This is a genomic window from Acidisoma cellulosilyticum (genome assembly GCF_020621385.1).
GTDB lineage: Bacteria > Pseudomonadota > Alphaproteobacteria > Acetobacterales > Acetobacteraceae > Acidisoma > Acidisoma cellulosilyticum.
Genome location: NZ_JAESVA010000001.1, coordinates 285,877 through 306,618, shown reverse-complemented (window position 1 = coordinate 306,618; position 20,742 = coordinate 285,877). Strand labels below are relative to the sequence as shown.

Below are 20,742 nucleotides of genomic sequence, written 5' to 3'. Positions count from 1 at the left end.
GCAAACCGGTCGGGCGCGCGTTCGTCAGGCCGTCCTAACCGGAAGCGGGAGCAGCAAGTTGGACGAGAATCAGATTCGCGATGCGCTTGATCGCCACTGGGCGGCGTCGGACAAGAATGACTTCGACGCCGAGCACGCGATATACCAAGCGGATGCCGTGCTTGATTATCCGCAGTCAGGGGAGCGTATCCGGGGCCGCGACCTTATTCAGGCATCGCGCGTCGCACAGCCGAACGCGAAGCGCTTTGATGTCAGGCGCATCGTCGGCGGGGGCGACCTCTGGGTTACGGAATTTGTTCTGACCTATGACGGTCGCCCGTCCTACGCGGTGAGCATCATGGAGTTTTTGGATGGCAAGGTGGTCCGCGAGACCCAATATTTTGCCGATCCGTTCGAGCCCGGACCATCCCGCGCGCAATGGGTCGAGCGCATGGGGTGAAGGCCTGGCGCGATGACGCAAAACCCGCGCGTGCTGGACCGGGCGGAGCTACCCGTGGATAGCATCAAACTTGCGCGCTATCTGATCGGAAAACTCGTCGTGCGGATGCTGGCCGAAGGTCCGGTAGCAGGTCGCATCGTCGAGACGGAGGCCTATCCCGTCGGTGACCCCGCAGGCCATGCTTATCGCAGCATGACCCCGCGCAATCGGGCGCTCTTCCTCGAACACGGACATGCCTATGTCTATCTCGCCTATGGAATCTCGTTCATGCTGAACGTTTCCAGCGAGGCGCCCGGCATGGGGGCGGGCGTGTTGATCAGAGCGATCGAACCATTGGATGGCATTGCGATCATGGCGCTTAACCGCGGTACCGATCGTCTGCGGGATTTGGCGCGGGGGCCGGGACGGTTATGTGCTGCCTTGGCGATCGATCGTCGCCTGGACGGGATCGACCTCTGTCAACCCGGTCCGCTATGGCTCGGGTCAGACGGCCAGCCGCCGGGCGATATCCGGCAGAGCATCAGGATCGGCATTACGCGCGGGGCCGATAACCTGCTGAGGTTCTATGTCGCGGATAATCGGTTCGTCAGCGGTCCAGCGGCGCTTAATCGATGAGAGTTGTCTTGTTCGATGGCGCACCGGCCAAACACGGTCATGGGGCGGTTCGGTGCGCCTGAAAGCCTCAGCTTGACGGCCCGCCCGCGATGCGGCGGCAATGGTTGAGTGCAGCCTCGATGAGATTGTCGCTGGCTTCGGGCGTGCGGAAGGCGGAATGCGCGGACAGCGTGGCGTTCTGCACTTTCGACAGGAAATGCCCGGCGGGCAGCGGTTCCTCGGCAAAGACGTCAAGACCGATATGGCGAATGGCACCGCTCTCCACCGCTGCCGCCAGCGCTACCTCATCGGTGATCGCGCCACGGGCGGTATTGAGGAAGATCGCCCCCTGGCGGAAACACGCGATGCGGTCGCGGGACAGGAAGCCGCGTGTTTCATCCGAGAGCAGCATGTGCAGGGAAATCACGTCGCTGTCAGCGAGCAGCTGGTCCAGGCTGACGAAGGTGACGCCCTCCGCCGAACGCGGCGTGCGGTTCCATGCGATCACCCGCATGCCGACACCCGTGCAAAGTCGCGCCATTTCGGCCCCGATGCCGCCGAAGCCGATCAGGCCGATGGTCTTGCCGGTCAGCTCCATCCCATCGGTGCGGTTCCACTGGCCGGCGCGGATGCCCCGATCCATGAAGGTCAGGCCCTTGGCCGCAGCCCACATCAGCGCGAAGGCCATTTCCGCGACGGCGGTATCACCATAGCCCTTGATGATATGGACCGTAATCCCGCATTCGGCGGCGAGTTCATCCGGGTTCATATAGCTGCGCGCGCCGGTGCCGAGAAAGATCACGTGTTTCAGGCGGCCGCAAGCCTTGGCGATGTCGGTTGGCAGATGCGTATGGTCGATAATCGCAATCTCCGCGTCCTTCAGCAGCGCGGGTAGATCAGCAGCGGTGACGTCGGGCTGAAGGTTCACGTGCAGTGGCATATCGGTCGCGCGGTGCAGCCGCTCGACGACAGCGGCCAGGGTTGCATTGGCATCCACGAAAACGGCTCGCATGTCAGTTCTCCCGAAATTTGAAACCGTCAGCCGGCATGCACTCATCATTGCGAATGGACGGCATCGTCGGCCATAGCAGAGGGTCCCTTCCGCTTGTTTCCGGCGACCAGGAAGTGCGTGTGCCCCATTGGATGCAAGTCTTATCTAGGCCTGTATACAGGTCAGAATGTGATGTCGAGTTCCAATCTGTCGTCACAAAATCGCCGAGATCGCCAATCTCCATGAATCCCGGCGGCTCATCGAAGCAGGGGCGACGTCGCTTGCGGTGAGCCGCGCGACTTTGGCTGATCTCGACTGGTTGGATAGCTTCCTGAAGGACAGTGCGGCGCTTGGCCCGACTGCAGCGTGGATGAGCTTTTTCATCAGCGAATCGCGGCCATGACGGAAAACGAGGAGATGGTGAAAGCGCTCACCAACATCAATCGGGCCGCTGCCGCTTAGCGTCAGAACCAGAAACGGTTAACCGGAACGGCGCGGGGAGGCGCCTTATCAACCGACCTGTTTTCAGTGCCTTGAACCAGCGCGGGCATCCATCGTTCAAAATTGCCTGTCCGCGATGCTCACAGCCGCATGCTGTCATCTTCAATCGGTGCCGAGGCGCAGGGACTGACCGCTTGGCCGATGGGCATGAAATCGGCCGAGGCGGATAAAGAAGAAACCCACCCCTAGAAGCGTCAAAGACAAGATAAAAATCTCCAGGGGAGAATTTTTATAAAACTATTATTCATAGTTTAAATAAATTTGACGCGATAAAAAATAGGTGTTTATCTTAATTAACGGTGCATCCATGTCTCAGTGTGCCGGGGACCAGACGCGCACCGAAGAGTGAGGATAGGAATGGCATCGGCCGACCTTCAGATTGGTGGAAAAACCGGCGCCTATCGCGCGCTTTTATCCGTCGTCGCTGCCGCACCGAACGGTCTTGCGCTGCGCCATAAATATCGCGGCGATTGGCTCACCTGGCAGTGGCGTGCCATCGCTCGATCTGTCGATGCTTTGATAAATGCCTTTGTGGAATCTGGAATTTCGGCCGGAGACCGCATTGTGCTCGTCGGTGAGATTACGCCGCGCTTGCTCTTCACCGGACTTGCCGCCGATGCGCTGGGTGCCGAGACGCTGCTTCTGCCGCCCACCGCTAAAGCCGCCGATATCGTCGCCGCCACTATCGATCATCCACCCCATCTCGCCGTCATTCAAGGGCGCGAAAGCCTGGACGTATGGCAGCAAATCCGTGCGCAGCTCGGCTCTGTGAAGCTTGTCTTCGACCATGCCGCACCGGGTAAGCGGCAAGACAGTTCCATCATCTTCTTCGATGACCTGTTGGCAGGCGCTACGTCACGACTGGACGGATCCAATCCGCTTCCCAGTGCCGCTACTACCAATTCCGACCAGGGCATTCTGTGGGTCGAAGCTTCAACTATCTGGCCTGGGGCGATCACGGCAGTTTTCGACCATTGGCTGGGGTCGGGGCGGACCCTGGTGCTGCCGGAAATTCTAGCGGCGGCGGCGCGGGACCGGCTGGAAGTGCGGCCGGCATCCTGGCTGGCCTCCGACGCCAGTCTGGCCATTGCAGCGCGGGATATAGCCAGTCGCCTGCCACGACGCCTGATTGGCACAAACAAGGTTGAACCGCGTTCGTTCATCTCGGGCCTTATTCGCCATCAGGCCCGCAGGCGGCTTGGCCTTGGCAATCTGTCGAGCATTGATGTTGAAATTGCCGCTTCGCATGGCGAGGTTTTCACGTCCCTGGGCATTACCCTGCGTCCCTGGTCGAGAACGGGCTTCGAAAGACCGGATATCTCTCATCACGCCGGACCAAGGCCGAGTTTTGCCATAGCCGAGATCCTCTCATGACGGCGGCTCTCGTCGTTCAAGACGTTTCGCTGTCCTTCCAGGGTGTGCGAGCCCTGACCTCGCTCAGCTTCGCGGTCGAGCAGGGCGAAATCTGCGCTCTCATCGGCCCGAACGGGGCAGGCAAGAGTTCGCTGCTCAACGTCATCAACGGCGTCTATCGCGCGGATTCCGGAGATATCATCGTCGATGATCGGCCTTTCCTGTACCCGACGCCGGCGCGCGCCGCCAGAATCGGTATCGGCCGCACCTTTCAGAACAATGCCCTCTTTCGGCGGATGAGCGTGATCGACAATGTGCTGACCGGGCTGACACGCCAGGGCAAAGCCAGTTTCCTGGAACTCGCCCTTCGGATTGGCCGCTATTCGGCGGAACAGCGCGTCGAACGCGCGCAGGCGGAAGATATTCTCGCCTTCCTCGATATCTCAGCGCATCGCGATGCCATTGTCGGGCAACTGCCCTACGGACTGCAAAAGCGCGTGGAACTGGCACGCGCGCTGGTCGCCTTGCCCAAGCTGCTGCTGCTGGACGAGCCGATGGCCGGCATGAACAAGAATGAGAAAGCCGAGCTCAGCCAGTTCATCGCAGACGTCAACCGGCAGCTTGGCACGACCATCGTGTTGATCGAACATGATATCGGCGTCGTCATGGGACTGTCGCACCACGTCGTCGTGCTCGACTACGGGCGCAAGGTCGGTGATGGCACGCCGGAAGAGGTGCGCCGGAACCCGGATGTCATCGCGGCCTATCTCGGCACCAAGCATTAAGGCCCGATCACGATGCTTTTCCTTATCAACATCATCGTCGCCGGACTTCTTTCCGGCCTTATGTACGCCCTGGTCGCGATCGGCTTCGTGCTCATCTACAAGGCGTCCGGCGTCTTCAATTTCGCCCAGGGCGCGATGGTGCTGCTCTCCGCGCTTACCTTCGTGACCCTGAACGAACATGGGCTGCCGTTTTGGCTTTGCTTCATCATCACGGTCGGTGTGCTGATTGTCGCGGCCGTACTCATCGAGTTTCTAGTGCTGCGGCCGCTCGTCAATCGCAGCCCGGATACGCTGTTCATGGCGACGCTCGGGCTGTCCTTCGTCATCGAAGGGCTGGCTCAGTTGGTGCTCGGCACTGATGTGCATCAGCTCGATCTCGGTATCCCGGATGTGCCACTCAAGTTGTATGGGCTGCAGGTGAGCGACTTCGATCTTTTCACCGCTGTCGTCTCCATCCTTCTTGTCGCGGTGCTTGCCCTGCTTTTCGGCAAGACCAGGGTTGGCATCTCGCTCCGTGCGGTCGCGGACAATACCCTCGCTGCCCAATCCATCGGGATCCGCCTGCCTTACATCTGGCGGATCGTCTGGAGCGTCGCGGGCGTCGTGGCACTGATCGCGGGGCTGCTCTGGGGCAATCGTCAGGGCGTACAGTTTTCGCTGTCGCTCGTCGTCCTTAAGGCGATGCCGGTGCTCATCATCGGCGGCTTCTCCTCGATCCCTGGCGCGATCGTGGGCGGCCTGATTGTCGGCGCTACCGAAAACCTCGCCGATATCTATATCGGGCCCTTGGTCCATGGCGCGGTCTCGGACTGGTTCGCCTATATCCTAGCGACCGCCTTTCTTCTTATTCGTCCGAACGGCCTGTTCGGCGAAAAGCCCATCCAAAGGGTCTGAGCCATGTCCGCAAGCAAGCTAGCCGGCGCGGTCCATTTTGGCGCCACCCTCAGCCATGGCCCGCTCCTATCGGTGCGGCGGGCCGCCATCCTCATCGCTCTTATCGCGGTCTATGGCGTCATCCCCATCCTCGGGAACGACTATTGGCTGAATTCGCTCATCATTCCGACGATCGTCATGGGCCTCGCCGGTCTCGGCCTCAATCTGCTGATGGGATATGCCGGCCTGATGTCCTTGGGCTCGGCTGCCTTCATGGCGACCGGTGCCTTCGCCACCTTCAATTTGCTGCTGCGCCTGCCCTTTCTGCCGCTGCCCGTGGTGCTGCTGCTCTCTGGTCTGATTGCCGGCCTGGGCGGATTGATTTTCGGCCTGCCGAGCCTGCGTATCCGTGGCTTCTATCTCAGCGCCCCCACGCTCGGCGCCCAGTTCTTTCTGACCTGGCTGTTTCAGACCTATCACTGGTTCTCGAATAACAGCATGTCGCTGGTGATCTCGGCCCCGCGGCTGGAGATTTTCGGTTATGATCTGTCCTCGTCGCGCGGGCGCTATCTGCTTGTCGCCGTCACGGCAGGGTTTCTGCTTCTTCTGGCCCATGCCATCATCAGAAGCCGTATCGGGCGCGACTGGATGGCGATCCGCGATATGGAAGTCGCCGCATCCGTCACCGGCGTGCCGATCGCGCGGCGCAAGCTGCAGGCCTATGTCGTGAGCAGCGTCTTTCTCGGCATTGCCGGTGCGCTTTGGGCCTTCGCCTATCTCGGCACCGCCGATTCCAACACCTTCTCGCTCGATAAATCCTTCCAGGTTCTGTTCATCGTTCTCATCGGTGGATCGGCAAGCCTGTTCGGCAATTTCATCGGCGCCGCTTTCATCGTGCTGACGCCGATCGTGCTGGATATCCTCGTGCCAGTGCTTGGTCTCGACAATTACATCGACCAGGGCTCCATCGCGAATATCGAACCGATCATCTTCGGCGCGCTGATCATTTTCCTTCTCATCAAAGAGCCGGATGGGCTGGCGAGCCTCTTCTCCCGCACCATCCGCGCTTTGAGCATCTGGCCGCTGCGCAGATGACAATGCGCCGCTGTCGATAAGACGAAGCCAACCAAGACTTCAACGAATACTTCTGGTTCAAGGAACTTCCATGCGCTTTAAACGCAGTTTGCAGACGCTCGCGGGCGTTCTGGCGGCCGCTTCGGTCGGCCTGTCTGTCCCGCCGGCCCATGCCGCCGATCATGCGAACGAGCAGCTTTATCCGCTGTTTTCCTACCGCACCGGCCCTTACGCGCCGGCCGGCATTCCGCAATGGGGCGGCATTCGCGACTACTTCAACTACATCAACAGCCATGGCGGCATCGACGGCGTAAAGGTCCTGGTACAGGAATGCGAAACGGCCTATACGCTGGAGCGCGCCTTCGAATGCTATGAGCGTTACAAGCACGGCTACCAGGGCGCGCAGGTCGCAGCTTTGTTTGATACGTCAAGTGGCTTCGATGCGGCGATCTCGGACGAGGCGCGCGCCGACAAGCTGCCGGTCGTCTCCGTCGCTGGTGGCCGTGAAGACGCCGTCGACGGCGCCGTCTTCCCTTATCAGTTCCCGGTTCTGTTCGATTACTGGACCGAGTCCTCGATCGTCATCAACTATATCGCCAAGCAGCTTGGCGGATTGGACAAGCTGAAGGGCCAGAAGATCGCGACAGTTTATCATGATTCAGGCTATGGCCGCGACACCATCGAACCGCTTGCCATCCTCGCCAAGAAATACGGCTTCATCGATATCGAAATTCCGGTGGCGGATCCTGGCGAACAGCAGCAGGCGCAGTGGCAGCAGATCAAGCAGCAGGGTGTGAACTGGGTCTTCCTGCGCGCCTGGGGCGTGATGACGCCAGTGGCCATCAAGACCGCCGCCCGCGTCGGCTTTCCGTCCGATCATATCATCGGCGATATCTGGAGCGGTTCGGAGGAGGACGTGAAACCCGCCGGGTCTGCCGCCATCGGCTACAAGGCTGTCACCGTCTTCCCGTCCGGCAGCAATTTCGCGATCAGCCAGACGCTGAAGAAGGAGATCATCGATCCGGGCAAGAGCGACCTGCGCGACACCTCGAAATTCGGCTCGGTTTACTACAATGCCGGTCTGGTCGCGGCCATCATCTATAGCGAAGCCATCCATACCGGGCATGAGAAATTCGGCAATCGCCCGCTGACCCCGGCCGAAGGTCAATGGGCGCTGGAGCATCTTGACATTACGCCCGAGCGTGTGGCCGCGCTTGGCGCCACCGGCCTGCTCAGCCCCCTCAAGCTTAGCCCCGAGGATCATGAAGGCGAACCTTCCGCCAAAATCCAACAGTGGGACGGCCATCACTGGGTGGTGCTGACCGGGTGGTTGAACGGCGACCGCGCTCTGTTCCATGACGCGATCTTCGCCAAGGCCGCAGCCTACGCCAAGCAGAAGAACTTGCCGCCGCGCACGCCGGTCACGAACTGATCTTTACGGGAAGGGGAACGCGCCGATGAGCCAGCATGGAACCGATGTTCTGACTGTGGACAATGTCGAAAGCGTCTACGGTGACTCCGTGCTTGCCCTGCAGGGCGTTTCCCTGACCGTGCCGCGCGGGTCCATCGTGGCCCTGCTCGGTGCCAATGGCGCGGGCAAGACGACGACGCTGAAGGCCATATCGAACCTGCTCGGCGCGTCTCGTGGACGTGTCATCCGTGGCGACATCACCTGGGCCGGACAGTCTATCCTTGGCCTCGATCCGGCCCGGGTCGTGCGCCAGGGGATTGTCCAGGTCTTGGAAGGCCGGCACTGCTTCGCGCATCTGACGGTGGAGGAAAATCTGGCCTCGGGTGGTTTCCTCCGTCGGCCCGGTAGACAAGCGCTGCGGCAGGATATCGATCGGATCTATGATTGGTTTCCGCGCCTGAAGCAAAAGCAGCGCACGCGCGCGGGCCTGCTGTCGGGCGGGGAGCAGCAGATGGTCGCGATCGGCCGTGCCCTGATGGCAAAACCAACCCTCATGCTCCTCGACGAACCCTCCATGGGTCTCGCGCCGATGATCGTCGAGGAAATATTCGAAATCATTCGGCAATTGAACCGCGATGAGGGCGTGACGTTTTTGCTTGCGGAGCAGAACGCCAACCTTGTGCTCCATTACGCTGATCATGGATTCGTTCTGGAAAATGGCCGCGTCGTTGCGTCTGGTACAGCCGAAGACCTGCGCCAGGCTCAGGATTTCATGGCCTATTACTTTGGCGACGGCGGTCAGGCAGCCGTCCCAGCCTGACGCGCGATCACCGTGCGGCCCAGTGGCGGAGTGGGGTTGAACGATAGACGACAGTTCGCTTCAGAGAGGACGACTGCCTGCACCTGCTGAATGATGGCGATGCTAAAAAACCAAAGACCGCGCCGTGACATTCATGCCGTGCGGGTCATCCTGACGTCGGTAACCGCGAGTTCCCGACCGTCCTGCGCGACGAGCTTCAGCTTTTTCAACGGTTTCTCGCTCGCGCTATCCACCGGCACGTTGCAAGCCTCATCCGCATCGAACAGATAATCGTCGCCCCATTGCGCGAGCGCCACCAGTGCCGGCAGCAGCGCGCGGCCTTTTGGGGTCGGGACGTATTCATAGTAAGCGGTTCCGTCCGATGCCGGTGCCAGTTGCAGGATGCCGTGCTCGACAAGGGCCTTCAGCCTTGTCGTCAAAATATTTTTGGCGACGCCCAAATGTTGTTGAAATTCGTTGAAGCGGCGCAGGCCGCCCAAGGCGTCCCGGACGATCAGCAGCGACCACCAGTCCCCGATCACGTCCAGGGTCCGTGCAATGGCGCAGATATCGCCCTCGAGGCTCTTCCTCTTCATCATCAGTCCTCTCACGCGATCGAGTCTCAGAACCCCTTATTAACATGGCATGGTTGAATTATGAAACCGGATCGTGCTAAGTCCAATCTGGTTTAATAATGGAACCGGATAGCCCGATGCGAAGATCCTCTCGCCAGCCGATTACCCGTTGCTTTGCAACCACTTCCATCGCTTCACGGATCGGAGGACGCCATGTCTCGCCTTGAGGGAAAGACGGCTGTCATCACTGGGGGTAACTCCGGCATCGGCCTTGCGACCGCCAAAACCTTCCTCAATGAGGGGGCCACGCGGATCTACCTCACGGGGCGCCGGAAGGCGGAGTTGGACGAAGCCGTTGCGTCCTTGGGCCCACGCGCCGTTGCGGTTCCGGGAGACGTCACCAATCCTGTCGATCTCGATCGTCTCTATGATCTTGTGAAGACGGAGGTCGGGCAAGTGAATGTCGTCTTTGCCAATGCGGGTTTCGCGACGCTCGCGCCGCTTGGCAGCCTGACCGAGGATCACGTCGACGCGCTTTTGAACACAAACATCAAAGGGGTGATCTGGACGGTTCAAAAAGCGCTGCCGTTGATGCGGCCGGGTGGCTCCATCATCCTCAGCGCTTCGATCGTCGCCAGCAAGGGCTTCGGCAATTGGAGCATTTATAGCGCGACCAAGGCCGCCGTCCGCTCCTTCGCGCGCACATGGGCGTCGGATCTCAAAGGCCAGAATATCCGCGTCAATGCCGTGAGCCCGGGGGTGATTGAAACGCCCGGCCACGACAAGTCGGGCGCCACGAAAGACGAGGTCGGAAGCTTTTTCGACTACGCAGCCAAGATCACCCCACTCTCGCGAACGGGTCGTGATGATGAAGTGGCAAAGGTCGTCGCTTTTCTTGCATCCGATGAGAGCAGCTTCGTCAACGGGAGCGAGATCTTCGTCGACGGCGGGATCGCCCAGATCTGAGGGCAAGACGCCCTTTCACCGCCTGTGCCAAGCATCGCTGGCTATGCGGTGTTGCGCAGGAGTTCACAACAATAAGGAGATATATTGGCCATGTCGACGGCAAGAGAATTACTTGTAGAATTTTTTGATTGTCTGAGAAACCTCAACACGTCGGTTGACCGATGCGTCGAACTCTTTGCGGATGACGGGGTCTTTGAATTTCCCTATCTGCCGACCGTCGGGTTAGACGGCCGCTTCCAAGGCAAGGCAGAGATCCGTGGTGTTCTCGAACTGATACGCTCAAATTTCGTATCCTTCACGCTGTCGAAGATCGACATCCACGAGTTGAAGGACGGATCAGGCCTCTTCACAGAATATCACTCGGAATGCTTCGTCGGTGGCACAGAACGTGTCTATGCGCAGGACTATGTCAGCCGCCTTGTCGTCGAGAATGGCAAAATCAAACTTCTGCGCGAGTATTTGAACGTGATCCTGACGGCGCGGGCGTTGCTGCCGAACGGCCTGGCGGACGTTCCCGAAAGTGCCTTAGCCATGAAGGGATGATGGCCAGCGCATCGGCGCTTCAATAGCGCCGGTCCGCTTGGCGGTGGGGGGCTGCTGGCCGCCTCCCACCGCCAGCTGCGCTCAGCCTTTGGCGACCAGAACAAGCTTCTGGTTCACGAACTCTTTGATACCGAGTTCGGACAGTTCGCGACCATAGCCCGAGCGTTTCACGCCACCGAAGGGTAGCTCGGGCGCCGTGCTGGCGAAGGTATTGATCCACACGGCGCCAGTCTCAATACGGGACGCCAAGGCCTTGGCCCGCTCGATATTGCGCGAGAACACGACACCTGCGAGCCCGTAGCGGGAATCATTGGCGAGCGTGACGGCCTCGTCGTCATCCTTCACAACGTAGATCTGTGCGACGGGGCCAAAGAACTCCTCGAAATAGGCCGGGTTGTCGCGCGTCACGTTGGTCAGGATCGTCGGCGCGAAGAAGTTGCCCTTGCCGTCGATCGGCTTGCCGCCAAGATACAGCTTCGCCCCGTGGTCGAGGGCCCGCTGCACCTGCTTCGCCAGATTGGCGGAGGCATCGGCGGACGACAGCGGCCCGAGTTTCGTTGTCTCGTCCATCGGGTCGCCGATCTTGACCGAGGCCATGGCCGCCGTAAAATTTTCAAGGAATTTGTCAGCGATCGTCTCGTGAAGTACGAAACGCTTCGCACAAATACACTCCTGACCGGAGATGTGCAGACGAGAGAAGACGCCCGTCTCCACAGCCTTTTCGAGGTCCGCGTCATCGAGGACGACGAAGACGTCGTTGCCACCCATCTCAAGGGTCGATTTCTTCAAATACTTGCCGGCCTGGGCCGCGATCGCGCTGCCTGCGCCCTCGGAGCCGGTCATGGCAGCACCTTGGACCCTGTCATCCGCAATGATCTTGGCGACCTGGTCAGCGGTAATGAACAGATTCTTCCAGGCACCCTTCGGCGCGCCGGCCTCGTTCACCAGTTCTTCGAACACGGTCGCGCAATGCGGGACGATGCTGGCATGTTTCGCGACCACGGGATTGCCTGCCGCCAGGTTCGGCGCGAACACACGCATGAGCTGGTAGTAGGGAAAGTTCCAGGGCTCGACAGCGAGCATCACACCGATCGGATGATGCTCGACCCAGGCCTCGCCGAGAGACGAGTCGATCTTCACGGGCGCGAGAAACTTTTCCGCGTGGCGGGCATAGAAGCGCGCGATTTCGGCGATGATCCAGACCTCGTCACGCGCGTCGCTGATGAGCTTGCCCATCTCCACGGTGGCAATCTGCGCGAGCTCCTCTTTGCGCGCATCGATGAGATACGCCAGGCGTTCAAGAACCTGCAGCCGGGGCTGGATCGGTCCCTTGGACCAGGGGGATTTATAGAGCCGATGGGCTGCATCCAGGGCCGCCTCAACATCGGCATCGGTGTGATTGGGATAGGTTTTGACCAAGACATTGGTCGTCGGATTGATCGTTTGGTACGCCATACTGGCCTCCTGCGAGCTTGAAACAAGCAGCACCTGGGATGCCCGAAGCTTGGGCGACGCACCTGGCGGGCTTGGCGGCGGCGTGCGTGGGATAATCCCGTCGCACGCCATCCACGCTCATAGAGGTAAGGCGATCAGTCTATGTCTCAAATGTCGAAAACACGGCGTTTTCGGTCACGCGTGAATCGCGGCCTCATGCGCCGCTTCCGCGGAATCCTGATAGTCGATAGCCTCCAGCCGCGCATTGCGCCGCAGCACCTGCGGCGGCTGCCCGAAGGCACGCAAAAACGCGCGGCGCAGATGGTCGCGATCGCTGAATCCTGTTTGCTGTGCTACAACATCGATCGGATGGCGGCTTTGCTCCATCAGGGTCCGTGCGGCCTCAACCCGCAGATTCTCGATCGCTTTGGCGGGTGATTGACCTGTCTCGGCCTGGAAGGCGCGGCTGAACTGGCGCGGACTGAGATGAGCAGCCTCCGCCAGATCGGGGACGGTCAAGGGCTTGTGCAGGTTGTCCCGCGCGTAGGTCAGCGCCGTCTGTATGCGATCGGATTTCGGCGCCAGTTCGAGGAGTGTGGAAAACTGCGATTGGCCGCCACCACGGCGATGATAGATGACGAGCTTGCGGGCAACGGATTTTGCGAGATCAGGTCCGAGGTCATTCTCGATCAGCGCGAGACCGAGGTCGAGGCCAGCCGTCATGCCCGCCGATGTCCAGATCGGCCCGTCATTCATAAAGATCCGGTCTTGATCGATCTTCACTTTCGGAAATTGCCGCTGCAGCTCCCGCGCATGAAGCCAGTGGGTCGTGGCCTGCCTGCCGTCCAACAGACCGGCCTCGGCGAGCACGAAGGCGCCTGTGCACACGGCCGCGATCCGACGATGCCGCTTGGGTGCGTCCCGCATATAGGCGATCAAGCCGGGTGTTGACGGTGCGGGGATTGTCGCGCCGCCGACAACCAGGGTGTCGAAGGGCATAGCGGTGAAGGCCTCGCTCTCCAGCATCATGCCCGCCGAGGTTCTGACCATCCCGCCTGTCTCGGACACGAAATGGAGGTCATATGGCGGGTCATCAGCCACCATATTGGCGACTTCGAATGCCGTGACGACGGCCAGGGCCATCACTGAATAGCCTGGATATACGACGAACGCGACGTCACGCATGACCGATGCCTATCTCGATGTCCGAAATCTATGTGTATATGACATTTGAGACTTAGAGCTTCAAGCTTATTCCTTCGTCGGAGAGCTCAATCCTGGGCAGCTAACGAAGGACTAGATCGATGAACAATCACTTTCCCAAAGGCACCGCCTTAGTGACCGGCGCATCGTCCGGCATCGGCGCCGTCTATGCCGATCGCCTGGCCAAGCGTGGCTACGACCTCATTCTGGTGGCGCGCAACGAACAGCGGCTGAACGTGGTCGCCGATCGGCTGCGCGGTGCCACCGGCCGACAGATCACCGTGCTGGCCGCCGATCTGAACGACAAGGCCAGCCTGGCCAAGGTCGAAGCCGTGCTGCGTGACAACGCGAGCATCACCATGCTCGTCAACAATGCCGGCGTCGGTTCCGTCGCGTCGATCCTGCAGGCGGATGTCGACAAAATGGAGGAGATGATCGATCTGAACATCACCGCCCTGACACGCCTGTCCTACGCGGCAGCGCCCGCCTTCGTGGCGCGTGGCGCCGGCACGATCGTCAACATCGCCTCCGTCGTCGGCATCGCCGTGGAGGCCTTGAACGGCGTCTACAGCGCCTCGAAATCCTATGTCCTCAGCTTCGGCCATTCGCTGCAGAAGGACCTGGCTGACAAGGGCGTGCGCGTGCAGACCGTCATGCCTGGCGCGACCGCCACGGAGTTCTGGGACATCGCCGGCTACGCGCCGCAGAAGACCTCCGAGATTACCATGTCGGCCGAGCATTGCGTCGACGCGGCGCTGGCGGGGCTGGACGCAGGCGAGTTGGTGACCATTCCTGGGTTGCACGAGGGTGAGCTGTGGACCCGCTGGGAGGCGGATCGTCGGGAGATTTCGCCGAAGTTCCGCAACGCGAAGCCCGCCCCGCGTTACGGCATCGTCTGACGCATCGGCTTTAAGCCCAAGCCGACCATGGGCCCGCCATCGCTGGCGGGTCCGCTCCATCGATCCAAAGGAATAGTGACATGTTTCTCCGCACAATGGGCGGCGTCGCCTTGGCGCTTGTCTTGCCAATGCTGGCACCTATGGCGAGCGCTTTCGCAGAGTCCAAGGGCAAGGTCCTGGTTGTCATGTCGAGCGCCCATCAGCTTGACCTGAAGGACGGCAAAACCTACGCCACCGGCTATTACCTCAATGAATTCGAAGTCCCCTATCGCAAGCTTGTCGAGGCCGGCTATCAGCCGGTGATCGCCGATCCGAATGGCGACCAGCCGGTGATGGACGCCAACTCGAACAACAAGCTGTTCTTCGGCGGCGACGATGCAGACCGCGCCGCGGCACTCACCTATGTGGAAGGCATTGCGCAGCTCAAACATCCGAAGACACTGGCCTCCGTCGTCGCAGACGGTACGCGCGGCTATGTCGGCATCTTCATTCCAGGCGGTCACGCGCCGATGGTGGACCTGCTCACGGACAAAAATCTCGGCAAGATTCTGATCAGCTTTCACCATAGCGGCCGCCCGACCGCCATCATCTGCCACGGGCCGGTCGCGCTGCTGTCCACGCTCCCGGACGCGCCCGCTTTCGTCGCGTCCATGATCGCCAATGACGGCAAGGCGAATGCGCTCGCCCAGGGCTGGCCCTATGCCGGCTATCGCATGACCGTCTTTTCAACCGGTGAGGAGCAGGTGCTTGAAGGGCCGGGCCCGCTCTATATCGGCGGCAATGTTCAGTTCTACCCGGTGAATGCCCTTGCCGAGGCGGGCGCGCGGGTCATAAGCGTCGCCAATTGGCACAGCAACGTCGTTATCGACCATGAGTTGATCACCGGCCAGCAGCCTATGTCCGCCTCCGCCTTGGGCGATGTGCTGGTCACGCGATTGAATCGTCACACGCACTAGACACAGTTCTACCGGTGTCCGGCCCGATGTCGGATGGCGGCATAGCCCAAGCTTGTATGCCATTGACGAAAGCGGCCTGCGACATGGGATGCTCCGAAGGCTGTCAGGCAGCAGCCGGGTAATCGACATAACCTTGTGGGCCAAGTTGGTAATATGTCTCGGGTTGGAGGTGCTCAAAGCCAGACCCTCTCGCATCCGGCGGACGAGGTCCGGGTTGGCGATGCGCGCTTGATCTCTGTGCGACGATAAGGCGTCAGTTTTCGCCATGCACGGATTTCCGGAATAGTTCGGCCGCACCCGAGACACCAGCCGGTTCGACCGTCGAACTCACAGAGACCAGTACAGGGACTAGGTTTCGTAAAAGGGAACCCCCTACGTTCCGTCACTTTGTGATGCCCTATCGCTATATATAGGATAGCCCCCTATGCTATAAAGATCAGCTATGGAGGCTAGGATGGCTCACACCATCAAGGACAAGGCCAAGCTTATCGCCCGGGTCCGGCGGATAAGGGGTCAGGTAGAGGCCGTAGAACGTGCCCTGGAGGCCGAGCTTGGCTGCACCGACGTGCTTATGCTGGTGGCGTCGCTAAGGGGCGCCGTGCACGGTTTGAGCTCCGAGGTGATGGAGGACCATATCCGCAACCATGTCGTAAATCCCGACACCGACCCCGACCCCGAACGCGCCAAAGGTGCCGCCGAGCTGATCGAGGTTGTTCGTACCTACCTGAAATAAAATAGCGGTCTTGCCGGATATGCCGATCCACTCTGTCAGCCACTCCCATGTTTTCCTGGGCGATGGTCACGACGACAACAAGCGTCGGACCTGGTGGGTGATTGCGCTTTGTGCCGTGATGATGATCGCAGAGATTGTCGGCGGTTTGCTGTTCGGGTCTATCGCGCTGGTCGCCGACGGTCTGCATATGTCGACGCATGCAGGCGCTTTGCTGCTGGCGGCTTTGGCCTATAGCTATGCCAGCCGCCACGCCAACGACCCTCGCTTTACGTTCGGAACCGGCAAGCTGGGTGACTTGGCCGGGTTCAGCAGTGCCATCGTGCTCGCGATGATCGCGCTGGTAATTGGCTACGAGGCTATCAGCCGCTTTTTCGCGCCCGTCCCGATCCACTTCGCGGAGGCAATCCCGATTGCCTGTCTTGGCCTTGGCGTGAATATCGCGAGCGTCTGGCTGCTGCACGGCGGTGGCCATCACCATCACGACCATGGTCACAGCCAAGGTCATGATCATGATCACCATGGTCATGACGAGGAACACCGGATTGCCTTTCGGACCGGTAGCCTGGTTCTGAGCATCTTTGAGGATGGCGTGCCGCCTCGTTTCCGGGTCCGTTTCGAGGGCGCCGACCGTCCCGGAGATTTGCCCCCCGGAGATTTGCCCCCCGGAGATTTGACCGTGGAAACTGCTCGGCCGAGTGGAACCATGCAGGTTTTTCAGATGGTGGATCGCGGTAGCTATCTGGAATCCGTCGACGAAATTCCGGAACCGCATGCATTCGTCGCTTTTCTCATGATTGACGGCGAGCGCCGGCGCGTTGGCGTCTTTGAGGAACACACCCATCACGAGCATGGTGCGGCGCATCGGGACAACAACATGCGGGCGGCGGTTGTCCACGTCATGGCCGATGCCGCAGTTTCTCTGCTGGTGATTATTGGTCTGCTACTGGCTCGGACATTCGGATGGCTTTGGATGGACCCGCTGGCTGGTATTATCGGCGCTTGCGTCATCGCCAGTTGGTCTTACGGCCTCATTCGCGACACGGGCGCCATCCTGCTCGACATGACGCCTGACCGAGGCATGGAAGCTGAAATGCGGCGGACGATCGAAGGACAGGGCGACCAAATCGCCGATCTGCATCTTTGGCGATTGGGGCCAGGGCATCTGGGCGCGATTTTGACGATTGCGACAAACCAAGCTCGGGATGCGGTTTTTTACCGGACTTGCCTGGCAAAATTCGACTCGCTGTCTCACGTGACGATTGAGGTGAGCCGGGCCGCATCATCAGCGGAAAGTCAGTAAGGAGCCGCTATTTTGGCAAGGGCAGTGCCGTCGTGTGTTTCGTTTGTTCCAGAACCACACTCGACTGCGTTTCGCCGATCCCCTCGATCGTGACCAATCGGTCGCGGATGAAAGCTCGGAACTCCTCGACATTCGCAACGCGCACGTGAACCAGATAATCGTAGTTCCCGGCGAGAAGATAGCAGCCGACGATTTCAGGAAGTTGTTTGATCGCTTCTTCGAAAGCGGCGAAGGTTTTGGCGGCCTGCGTGTTCAGCCGCACATTGACAAAGACCGTCAGACCAACGCCCAGCCGCTCCGGATCGAGCAGCGTGACGTAATTCACGATCAATCCCTCATCTTCCATCCGCTTCACGCGGCGGGCACAGGGGGTCGCGGATAGGCCGACACGGTCGGCCAGTTCCTGCGTCGTGATGCGGGCGTTGTCCTGTAGAAGACGAAGGATCTTGATATCGAATTCGTCAAGCTTGCTCATTTTCACCAAAAAATCAAACCTGAGTGATGATATTCGTCAATATATTGGTTTATTTGGGTTGAAATAGCACGGATTCACTTTCGGGCTAGCGATATATTGCAGGTCAAGCCATCCACCAAGTGGCCCCACGCAACCGCAGGGCGACCGATGAACTACGTCTCGACGATCGATGACAGTGCGCAGAGCGACAGCGCAAGCAAAGAGGCAGGGCCGATGAATGGCGCGCAAAGCCTTGTGCAGACGCTCATCAATGGTGGTGTCGAGATATGCTTCGCCAATCCTGGCACGTCAGAGATGCATTTTGTCGGCGCGCTCGACCAGAATCCCGGCATGCGCGCCGTGCTCGGTCTGTTTGAAGGTGTGGTGACCGGTGCGGCCGACGGCTATGCCCGCATGGCCGGCAAGCCGGCGGCAACGCTTCTGCATTTGGGGCCAGGCCTTGGGAACGGCCTCGCCAATCTGCATAACGCGCGCAAGGCGGCCTCTCCGGTCGTGAATATCATCGGCGACCACGCAACCGTGCATCAGCCCTATGACGCGCCGCTGACCTCGGACGTGGTGGCCTTCGCGCAGCCGGTCTCGCACTGGGTCCATTGCTCCCGCAATGCGCGTGATGTCGCGGCCGATGCGGCGCGCGCCATACAAGCCGCCAAAGCGGCCCCAGGCCAGATCGCGAGCCTGATCCTGCCCGCCGATACGGCCTGGAACGAGGCGGAGCGCGCCTATCCTGCCTTGCCGGTCCATGGTCCGGCCGAGGTGGGGGCGCTTGCGATCCGGCAATCCGTGGCAGCGCTCAGGGGCGGCCGTGTTACCTTCCTGCTGCGTGGCGATGCTCTGCGCGGCCGCGGCCTGGCGGCTGCCGGACGCATTGCCGCCGCCACCGGCGCGCGCCTTGTCTGCGATACCTTCGCGCCGCGGATCGAGCGCGGGGCAGGGCGCCCCATCGTCGAGCGTCTGCCCTATCGTCCGACGCCGGCCATCGAATTCCTGCGCGGTACCGAGACCCTTATTCTGGTTGGCACCCAGGCGCCGGTCGCCTTCTTCGCCTATCCAGGCCTGCCAAGCGAACTGACCCCGCCGGGCTGCACGCCGCTGGTTTTGGCACAGCCGCATGAGGACGGCGCTTCTGCACTGGAAGCCGTGGCAGAGGCCATCGGTGCGACGCAGGCAATGGTCGCGGCGAAGCTCCGCCGCCCGGAAGCCCCTTTGGGCGATACGGTGCTGACGAATGAAGCGATCATGCGCATCGTCGGCCAGTTCATGCCGGAAGAGACGATCATCAGCGATGAAAGCCTGACGGCGGGGTTCCCCTTCTATCGCCTGCTGGATGAAGCGCCGCCTTGCGACTATCTGCAGCTGTCGGGTGGCTCCATCGGCAACGGCATTCCCATGGCGACCGGCGCCGCCATCGCTTGCCCGGACCGCCAGGTCCTGTCGTTGCAAGGTGACGGCAGCGCCATGTACACCGTGCAGGCCCTCTGGACCCAGGCGCGGGAGCGCCTGAACGTGGTGACCGTGATCTACGCCAACCGCGCCTATGCGGTGCTGCGCGAGGAATTGGCGAGCGTGGGTGCGGTTGAAGGGGAGAAGGCTTTCTCGCTGCTGGAGCTCAAGAATCCATCATTGGATTGGGTGCAGCTCGCGAATGGCATGGGGGTGGAGGCCGTGCGAGTCGATACCTGCCGGGGCATGGCCGCGGCCTTTCAAGCCGGGATGAAGGCGACCGGACCGTTTTTGATCGAAGCCTTGGTCTGACAACAGCATCTGACAATCGTGCGGCGTCTAAGTATTTTCCCTTCATAGTAAATCTCCGTCTCTACTATAAAGAAATCCATCAAAGACTGACCTACAAAATAGGGATCGCTCTAAGGAGGGCGCGTCACAGGGACGGCGCGCTGCTCGGCAACGGGCGCGATGGCAACTGTTCACGACGACCGCCCGTGTTATGCTGCCAAGGGTAAAGCGGGGCGAAGCATGGACGACACGAAGGCGGCATTGTCCAAGGTCGGCGCGCGCCTTCGCGCGTTAAGACCAATTCTGACACCCCTTGAGAGCCGAATTCTCAATGAGGCGCTTGATGAGGGTTTCGACGAGGGTACTGCGCTGACGTATTTCGCCGGGAAAGCGGATGTGTCCGAAGCCATGGTGGTCAAGACCGCCAAGAAGCTCGGCTTCACCGGCTTCCGCGATTTTCGTGAACAGATCAGCGCCTATAACGCTCGCCCGAGTGCCGTTTTGCACAAGGAAATCGGGCCGGAGGACAGCCAAGCCGATATCCTGCGCAAGGTATTCAATACTGCCATACAGGCGTTGCAGGAGACGCAGGTTATCATCGACGAAGATGCCTTCGCAAAAGTCGTCGATGCCATCTCCGCTGCCCCGCGTCGTGATCTGTATGGCGTTGGCGGCTCGGCCCAAATTGCCAGGGACGTATCGCATAAGTTCCTTCGTATCGGCGTAAGATGTGCAGTCTATGACGACGCTCATATGATGCTGATGTCGGCCTCTATGCTCGAACCGGGAGATATCGCGGTCGCCTTTTCGCATTCAGGTCGCACCAGCGCCGTGATCGACGGCGTGCTTGAAGCAAAGCGGCGCGGGGCTACAACTATCGCAATCACCAACTACGTCCATTCGCCGCTCGTCGATGCCGTGGACCTTGTGCTGCGTTCGACGGCCAGCGGCTCCCCCCTTCTGGGCGAGAATGCGGCCGCGCGGGTGGCGCAACTTACCGTCATGGATGCCGTCTTCGCGGCCATTGCGGCCAAGGCCTATGATGTCGCCGAGCGCAACCTTGAGCGAACACGAACGGCGGTCGCCATCAAACGGGTCAGGTAG

The 20,742-nt window shown here is 60.4% G+C and carries 22 protein-coding genes; 16 read left to right on the top strand and 6 right to left on the bottom strand.

The annotated features are described in order from the left end of the window. Positions 1-58 precede the first annotated feature (58 nt). Both ACELLULO517_RS01350 and ACELLULO517_RS01345 read left to right on the top strand, forming a co-directional pair. Positions 59-439: a nuclear transport factor 2 family protein gene (locus ACELLULO517_RS01350; protein ID WP_227305049.1), complete on the top strand. Its 381-nt coding sequence runs from the start codon at positions 59-61 to the stop codon at positions 437-439. Positions 440-451: 12 nt separating this feature from the next. Continuing rightward, positions 452-1,054: a DNA-3-methyladenine glycosylase gene (locus ACELLULO517_RS01345; protein ID WP_227305047.1), complete on the top strand. Its 603-nt coding sequence runs from the start codon at positions 452-454 to the stop codon at positions 1,052-1,054. Between the two features lie 67 nt (positions 1,055-1,121). On the opposite strand, the gene ACELLULO517_RS01340 is transcribed toward ACELLULO517_RS01345, so the two are convergent. Next, positions 1,122-2,045: an NAD(P)-dependent oxidoreductase gene (locus ACELLULO517_RS01340; RefSeq protein WP_227305043.1), complete on the bottom strand. Its 924-nt coding sequence runs from the start codon at positions 2,043-2,045 to the stop codon at positions 1,122-1,124. A gap of 837 nt (positions 2,046-2,882) precedes the next feature. On the opposite strand from ACELLULO517_RS01340, the gene ACELLULO517_RS01335 reads away from it, so the two are divergent. The 6 genes from ACELLULO517_RS01335 to ACELLULO517_RS01310 all read left to right on the top strand — a co-directional run bounded on the left by ACELLULO517_RS01335 (position 2,883) and on the right by ACELLULO517_RS01310 (position 8,841). After that, entirely contained in the window at positions 2,883-3,899 is a 1,017-nt protein-coding gene (locus tag ACELLULO517_RS01335; protein ID WP_227305039.1) for a hypothetical protein, read from the top strand. Continuing rightward, the gene (locus tag ACELLULO517_RS01330) at positions 3,896-4,663 is read left to right on the top strand and encodes an ABC transporter ATP-binding protein (protein ID WP_227305036.1); all 768 of its coding nucleotides are present in this window, start codon (positions 3,896-3,898) and stop codon (positions 4,661-4,663) included. Before ACELLULO517_RS01335 ends, ACELLULO517_RS01330 begins: the two co-directional genes overlap by 4 nt. A 12-nt stretch (positions 4,664-4,675) precedes the next feature. Beyond that, positions 4,676-5,557 carry a branched-chain amino acid ABC transporter permease gene (locus ACELLULO517_RS01325; protein ID WP_227305033.1) on the top strand — a complete coding sequence of 294 codons (882 nt, stop codon included), beginning with the start codon at positions 4,676-4,678 and terminating at the stop codon, positions 5,555-5,557. Between the two features lie 3 nt (positions 5,558-5,560). Next, a complete protein-coding gene (locus ACELLULO517_RS01320) occupies positions 5,561-6,631 on the top strand; it encodes a branched-chain amino acid ABC transporter permease (protein ID WP_227305030.1) in 1,071 nt (356 codons plus the stop codon). 70 nt (positions 6,632-6,701) lie between these two features. Beyond that, positions 6,702-8,042: an ABC transporter substrate-binding protein gene (locus tag ACELLULO517_RS01315; RefSeq protein WP_227305027.1), complete on the top strand. Its 1,341-nt coding sequence runs from the start codon at positions 6,702-6,704 to the stop codon at positions 8,040-8,042. A 25-nt stretch (positions 8,043-8,067) separates the two neighbouring features. Then, positions 8,068-8,841 (top strand): ABC transporter ATP-binding protein, encoded by a 774-nt coding sequence (locus ACELLULO517_RS01310; RefSeq protein ID WP_227305024.1) that lies wholly within the window; start codon positions 8,068-8,070, stop codon positions 8,839-8,841. A gap of 131 nt (positions 8,842-8,972) precedes the next feature. On the opposite strand, the gene ACELLULO517_RS01305 is transcribed toward ACELLULO517_RS01310, so the two are convergent. Next, positions 8,973-9,416 carry a winged helix-turn-helix transcriptional regulator gene (locus ACELLULO517_RS01305; RefSeq protein WP_227305021.1) on the bottom strand — a complete coding sequence of 148 codons (444 nt, stop codon included), beginning with the start codon at positions 9,414-9,416 and terminating at the stop codon, positions 8,973-8,975. A 192-nt stretch (positions 9,417-9,608) separates the two neighbouring features. On the opposite strand from ACELLULO517_RS01305, the gene ACELLULO517_RS01300 reads away from it, so the two are divergent. Further along, entirely contained in the window at positions 9,609-10,361 is a 753-nt protein-coding gene (locus ACELLULO517_RS01300; RefSeq protein WP_227305018.1) for an SDR family NAD(P)-dependent oxidoreductase, read from the top strand. 90 nt (positions 10,362-10,451) lie between these two features. Continuing rightward, a complete protein-coding gene (locus ACELLULO517_RS01295) occupies positions 10,452-10,904 on the top strand; it encodes a nuclear transport factor 2 family protein (RefSeq protein ID WP_227305015.1) in 453 nt (150 codons plus the stop codon). A gap of 81 nt (positions 10,905-10,985) precedes the next feature. On the opposite strand, the gene ACELLULO517_RS01290 is transcribed toward ACELLULO517_RS01295, so the two are convergent. Then, entirely contained in the window at positions 10,986-12,359 is a 1,374-nt protein-coding gene (locus ACELLULO517_RS01290) for an NAD-dependent succinate-semialdehyde dehydrogenase (RefSeq protein WP_227305012.1), read from the bottom strand. 174 nt (positions 12,360-12,533) lie between these two features. After that, positions 12,534-13,523, bottom strand: a complete 990-nt coding sequence (locus ACELLULO517_RS01285) for a GlxA family transcriptional regulator (protein ID WP_227304994.1) — start codon at positions 13,521-13,523, stop codon at positions 12,534-12,536. A gap of 119 nt (positions 13,524-13,642) precedes the next feature. Between ACELLULO517_RS01285 and ACELLULO517_RS01280 the strand changes: the two genes are divergently transcribed. After that, positions 13,643-14,440: an SDR family NAD(P)-dependent oxidoreductase gene (locus ACELLULO517_RS01280; protein ID WP_227304991.1), complete on the top strand. Its 798-nt coding sequence runs from the start codon at positions 13,643-13,645 to the stop codon at positions 14,438-14,440. A gap of 80 nt (positions 14,441-14,520) precedes the next feature. Next, positions 14,521-15,396 carry a type 1 glutamine amidotransferase domain-containing protein gene (locus ACELLULO517_RS01275; protein ID WP_227304988.1) on the top strand — a complete coding sequence of 292 codons (876 nt, stop codon included), beginning with the start codon at positions 14,521-14,523 and terminating at the stop codon, positions 15,394-15,396. A gap of 173 nt (positions 15,397-15,569) precedes the next feature. Here ACELLULO517_RS01275 and ACELLULO517_RS29020 read toward each other — a convergent pair whose 3' ends face one another. Then, the gene (locus ACELLULO517_RS29020; RefSeq protein WP_227304985.1) at positions 15,570-15,782 is read right to left on the bottom strand and encodes a DUF1289 domain-containing protein; all 213 of its coding nucleotides are present in this window, start codon (positions 15,780-15,782) and stop codon (positions 15,570-15,572) included. Positions 15,783-15,850: 68 nt separating this feature from the next. On the opposite strand from ACELLULO517_RS29020, the gene ACELLULO517_RS01265 reads away from it, so the two are divergent. Together ACELLULO517_RS01265 and dmeF are read left to right on the top strand one after the other, a co-directional pair. Next, on the top strand, positions 15,851-16,129 hold the full coding sequence (locus ACELLULO517_RS01265; RefSeq protein WP_227304982.1) for a metal/formaldehyde-sensitive transcriptional repressor: 279 nt from the start codon (positions 15,851-15,853) through the stop codon (positions 16,127-16,129). A gap of 19 nt (positions 16,130-16,148) precedes the next feature. Further along, on the top strand, positions 16,149-17,429 hold the full coding sequence (dmeF, locus tag ACELLULO517_RS01260) for a CDF family Co(II)/Ni(II) efflux transporter DmeF (RefSeq protein ID WP_227304979.1): 1,281 nt from the start codon (positions 16,149-16,151) through the stop codon (positions 17,427-17,429). Positions 17,430-17,436: 7 nt separating this feature from the next. Here dmeF and ACELLULO517_RS01255 read toward each other — a convergent pair whose 3' ends face one another. Continuing rightward, a complete protein-coding gene (locus ACELLULO517_RS01255; RefSeq protein WP_227304976.1) occupies positions 17,437-17,904 on the bottom strand; it encodes an Lrp/AsnC family transcriptional regulator in 468 nt (155 codons plus the stop codon). 147 nt (positions 17,905-18,051) lie between these two features. Here ACELLULO517_RS01255 and ACELLULO517_RS01250 point away from each other — a divergent pair, with 147 nt between their 5' ends. Then, positions 18,052-19,659: an acetolactate synthase large subunit gene (locus tag ACELLULO517_RS01250; protein ID WP_227304973.1), complete on the top strand. Its 1,608-nt coding sequence runs from the start codon at positions 18,052-18,054 to the stop codon at positions 19,657-19,659. A gap of 219 nt (positions 19,660-19,878) precedes the next feature. Continuing rightward, positions 19,879-20,742 carry an SIS domain-containing protein gene (locus tag ACELLULO517_RS01245; protein WP_227304971.1) on the top strand — a complete coding sequence of 288 codons (864 nt, stop codon included), beginning with the start codon at positions 19,879-19,881 and terminating at the stop codon, positions 20,740-20,742.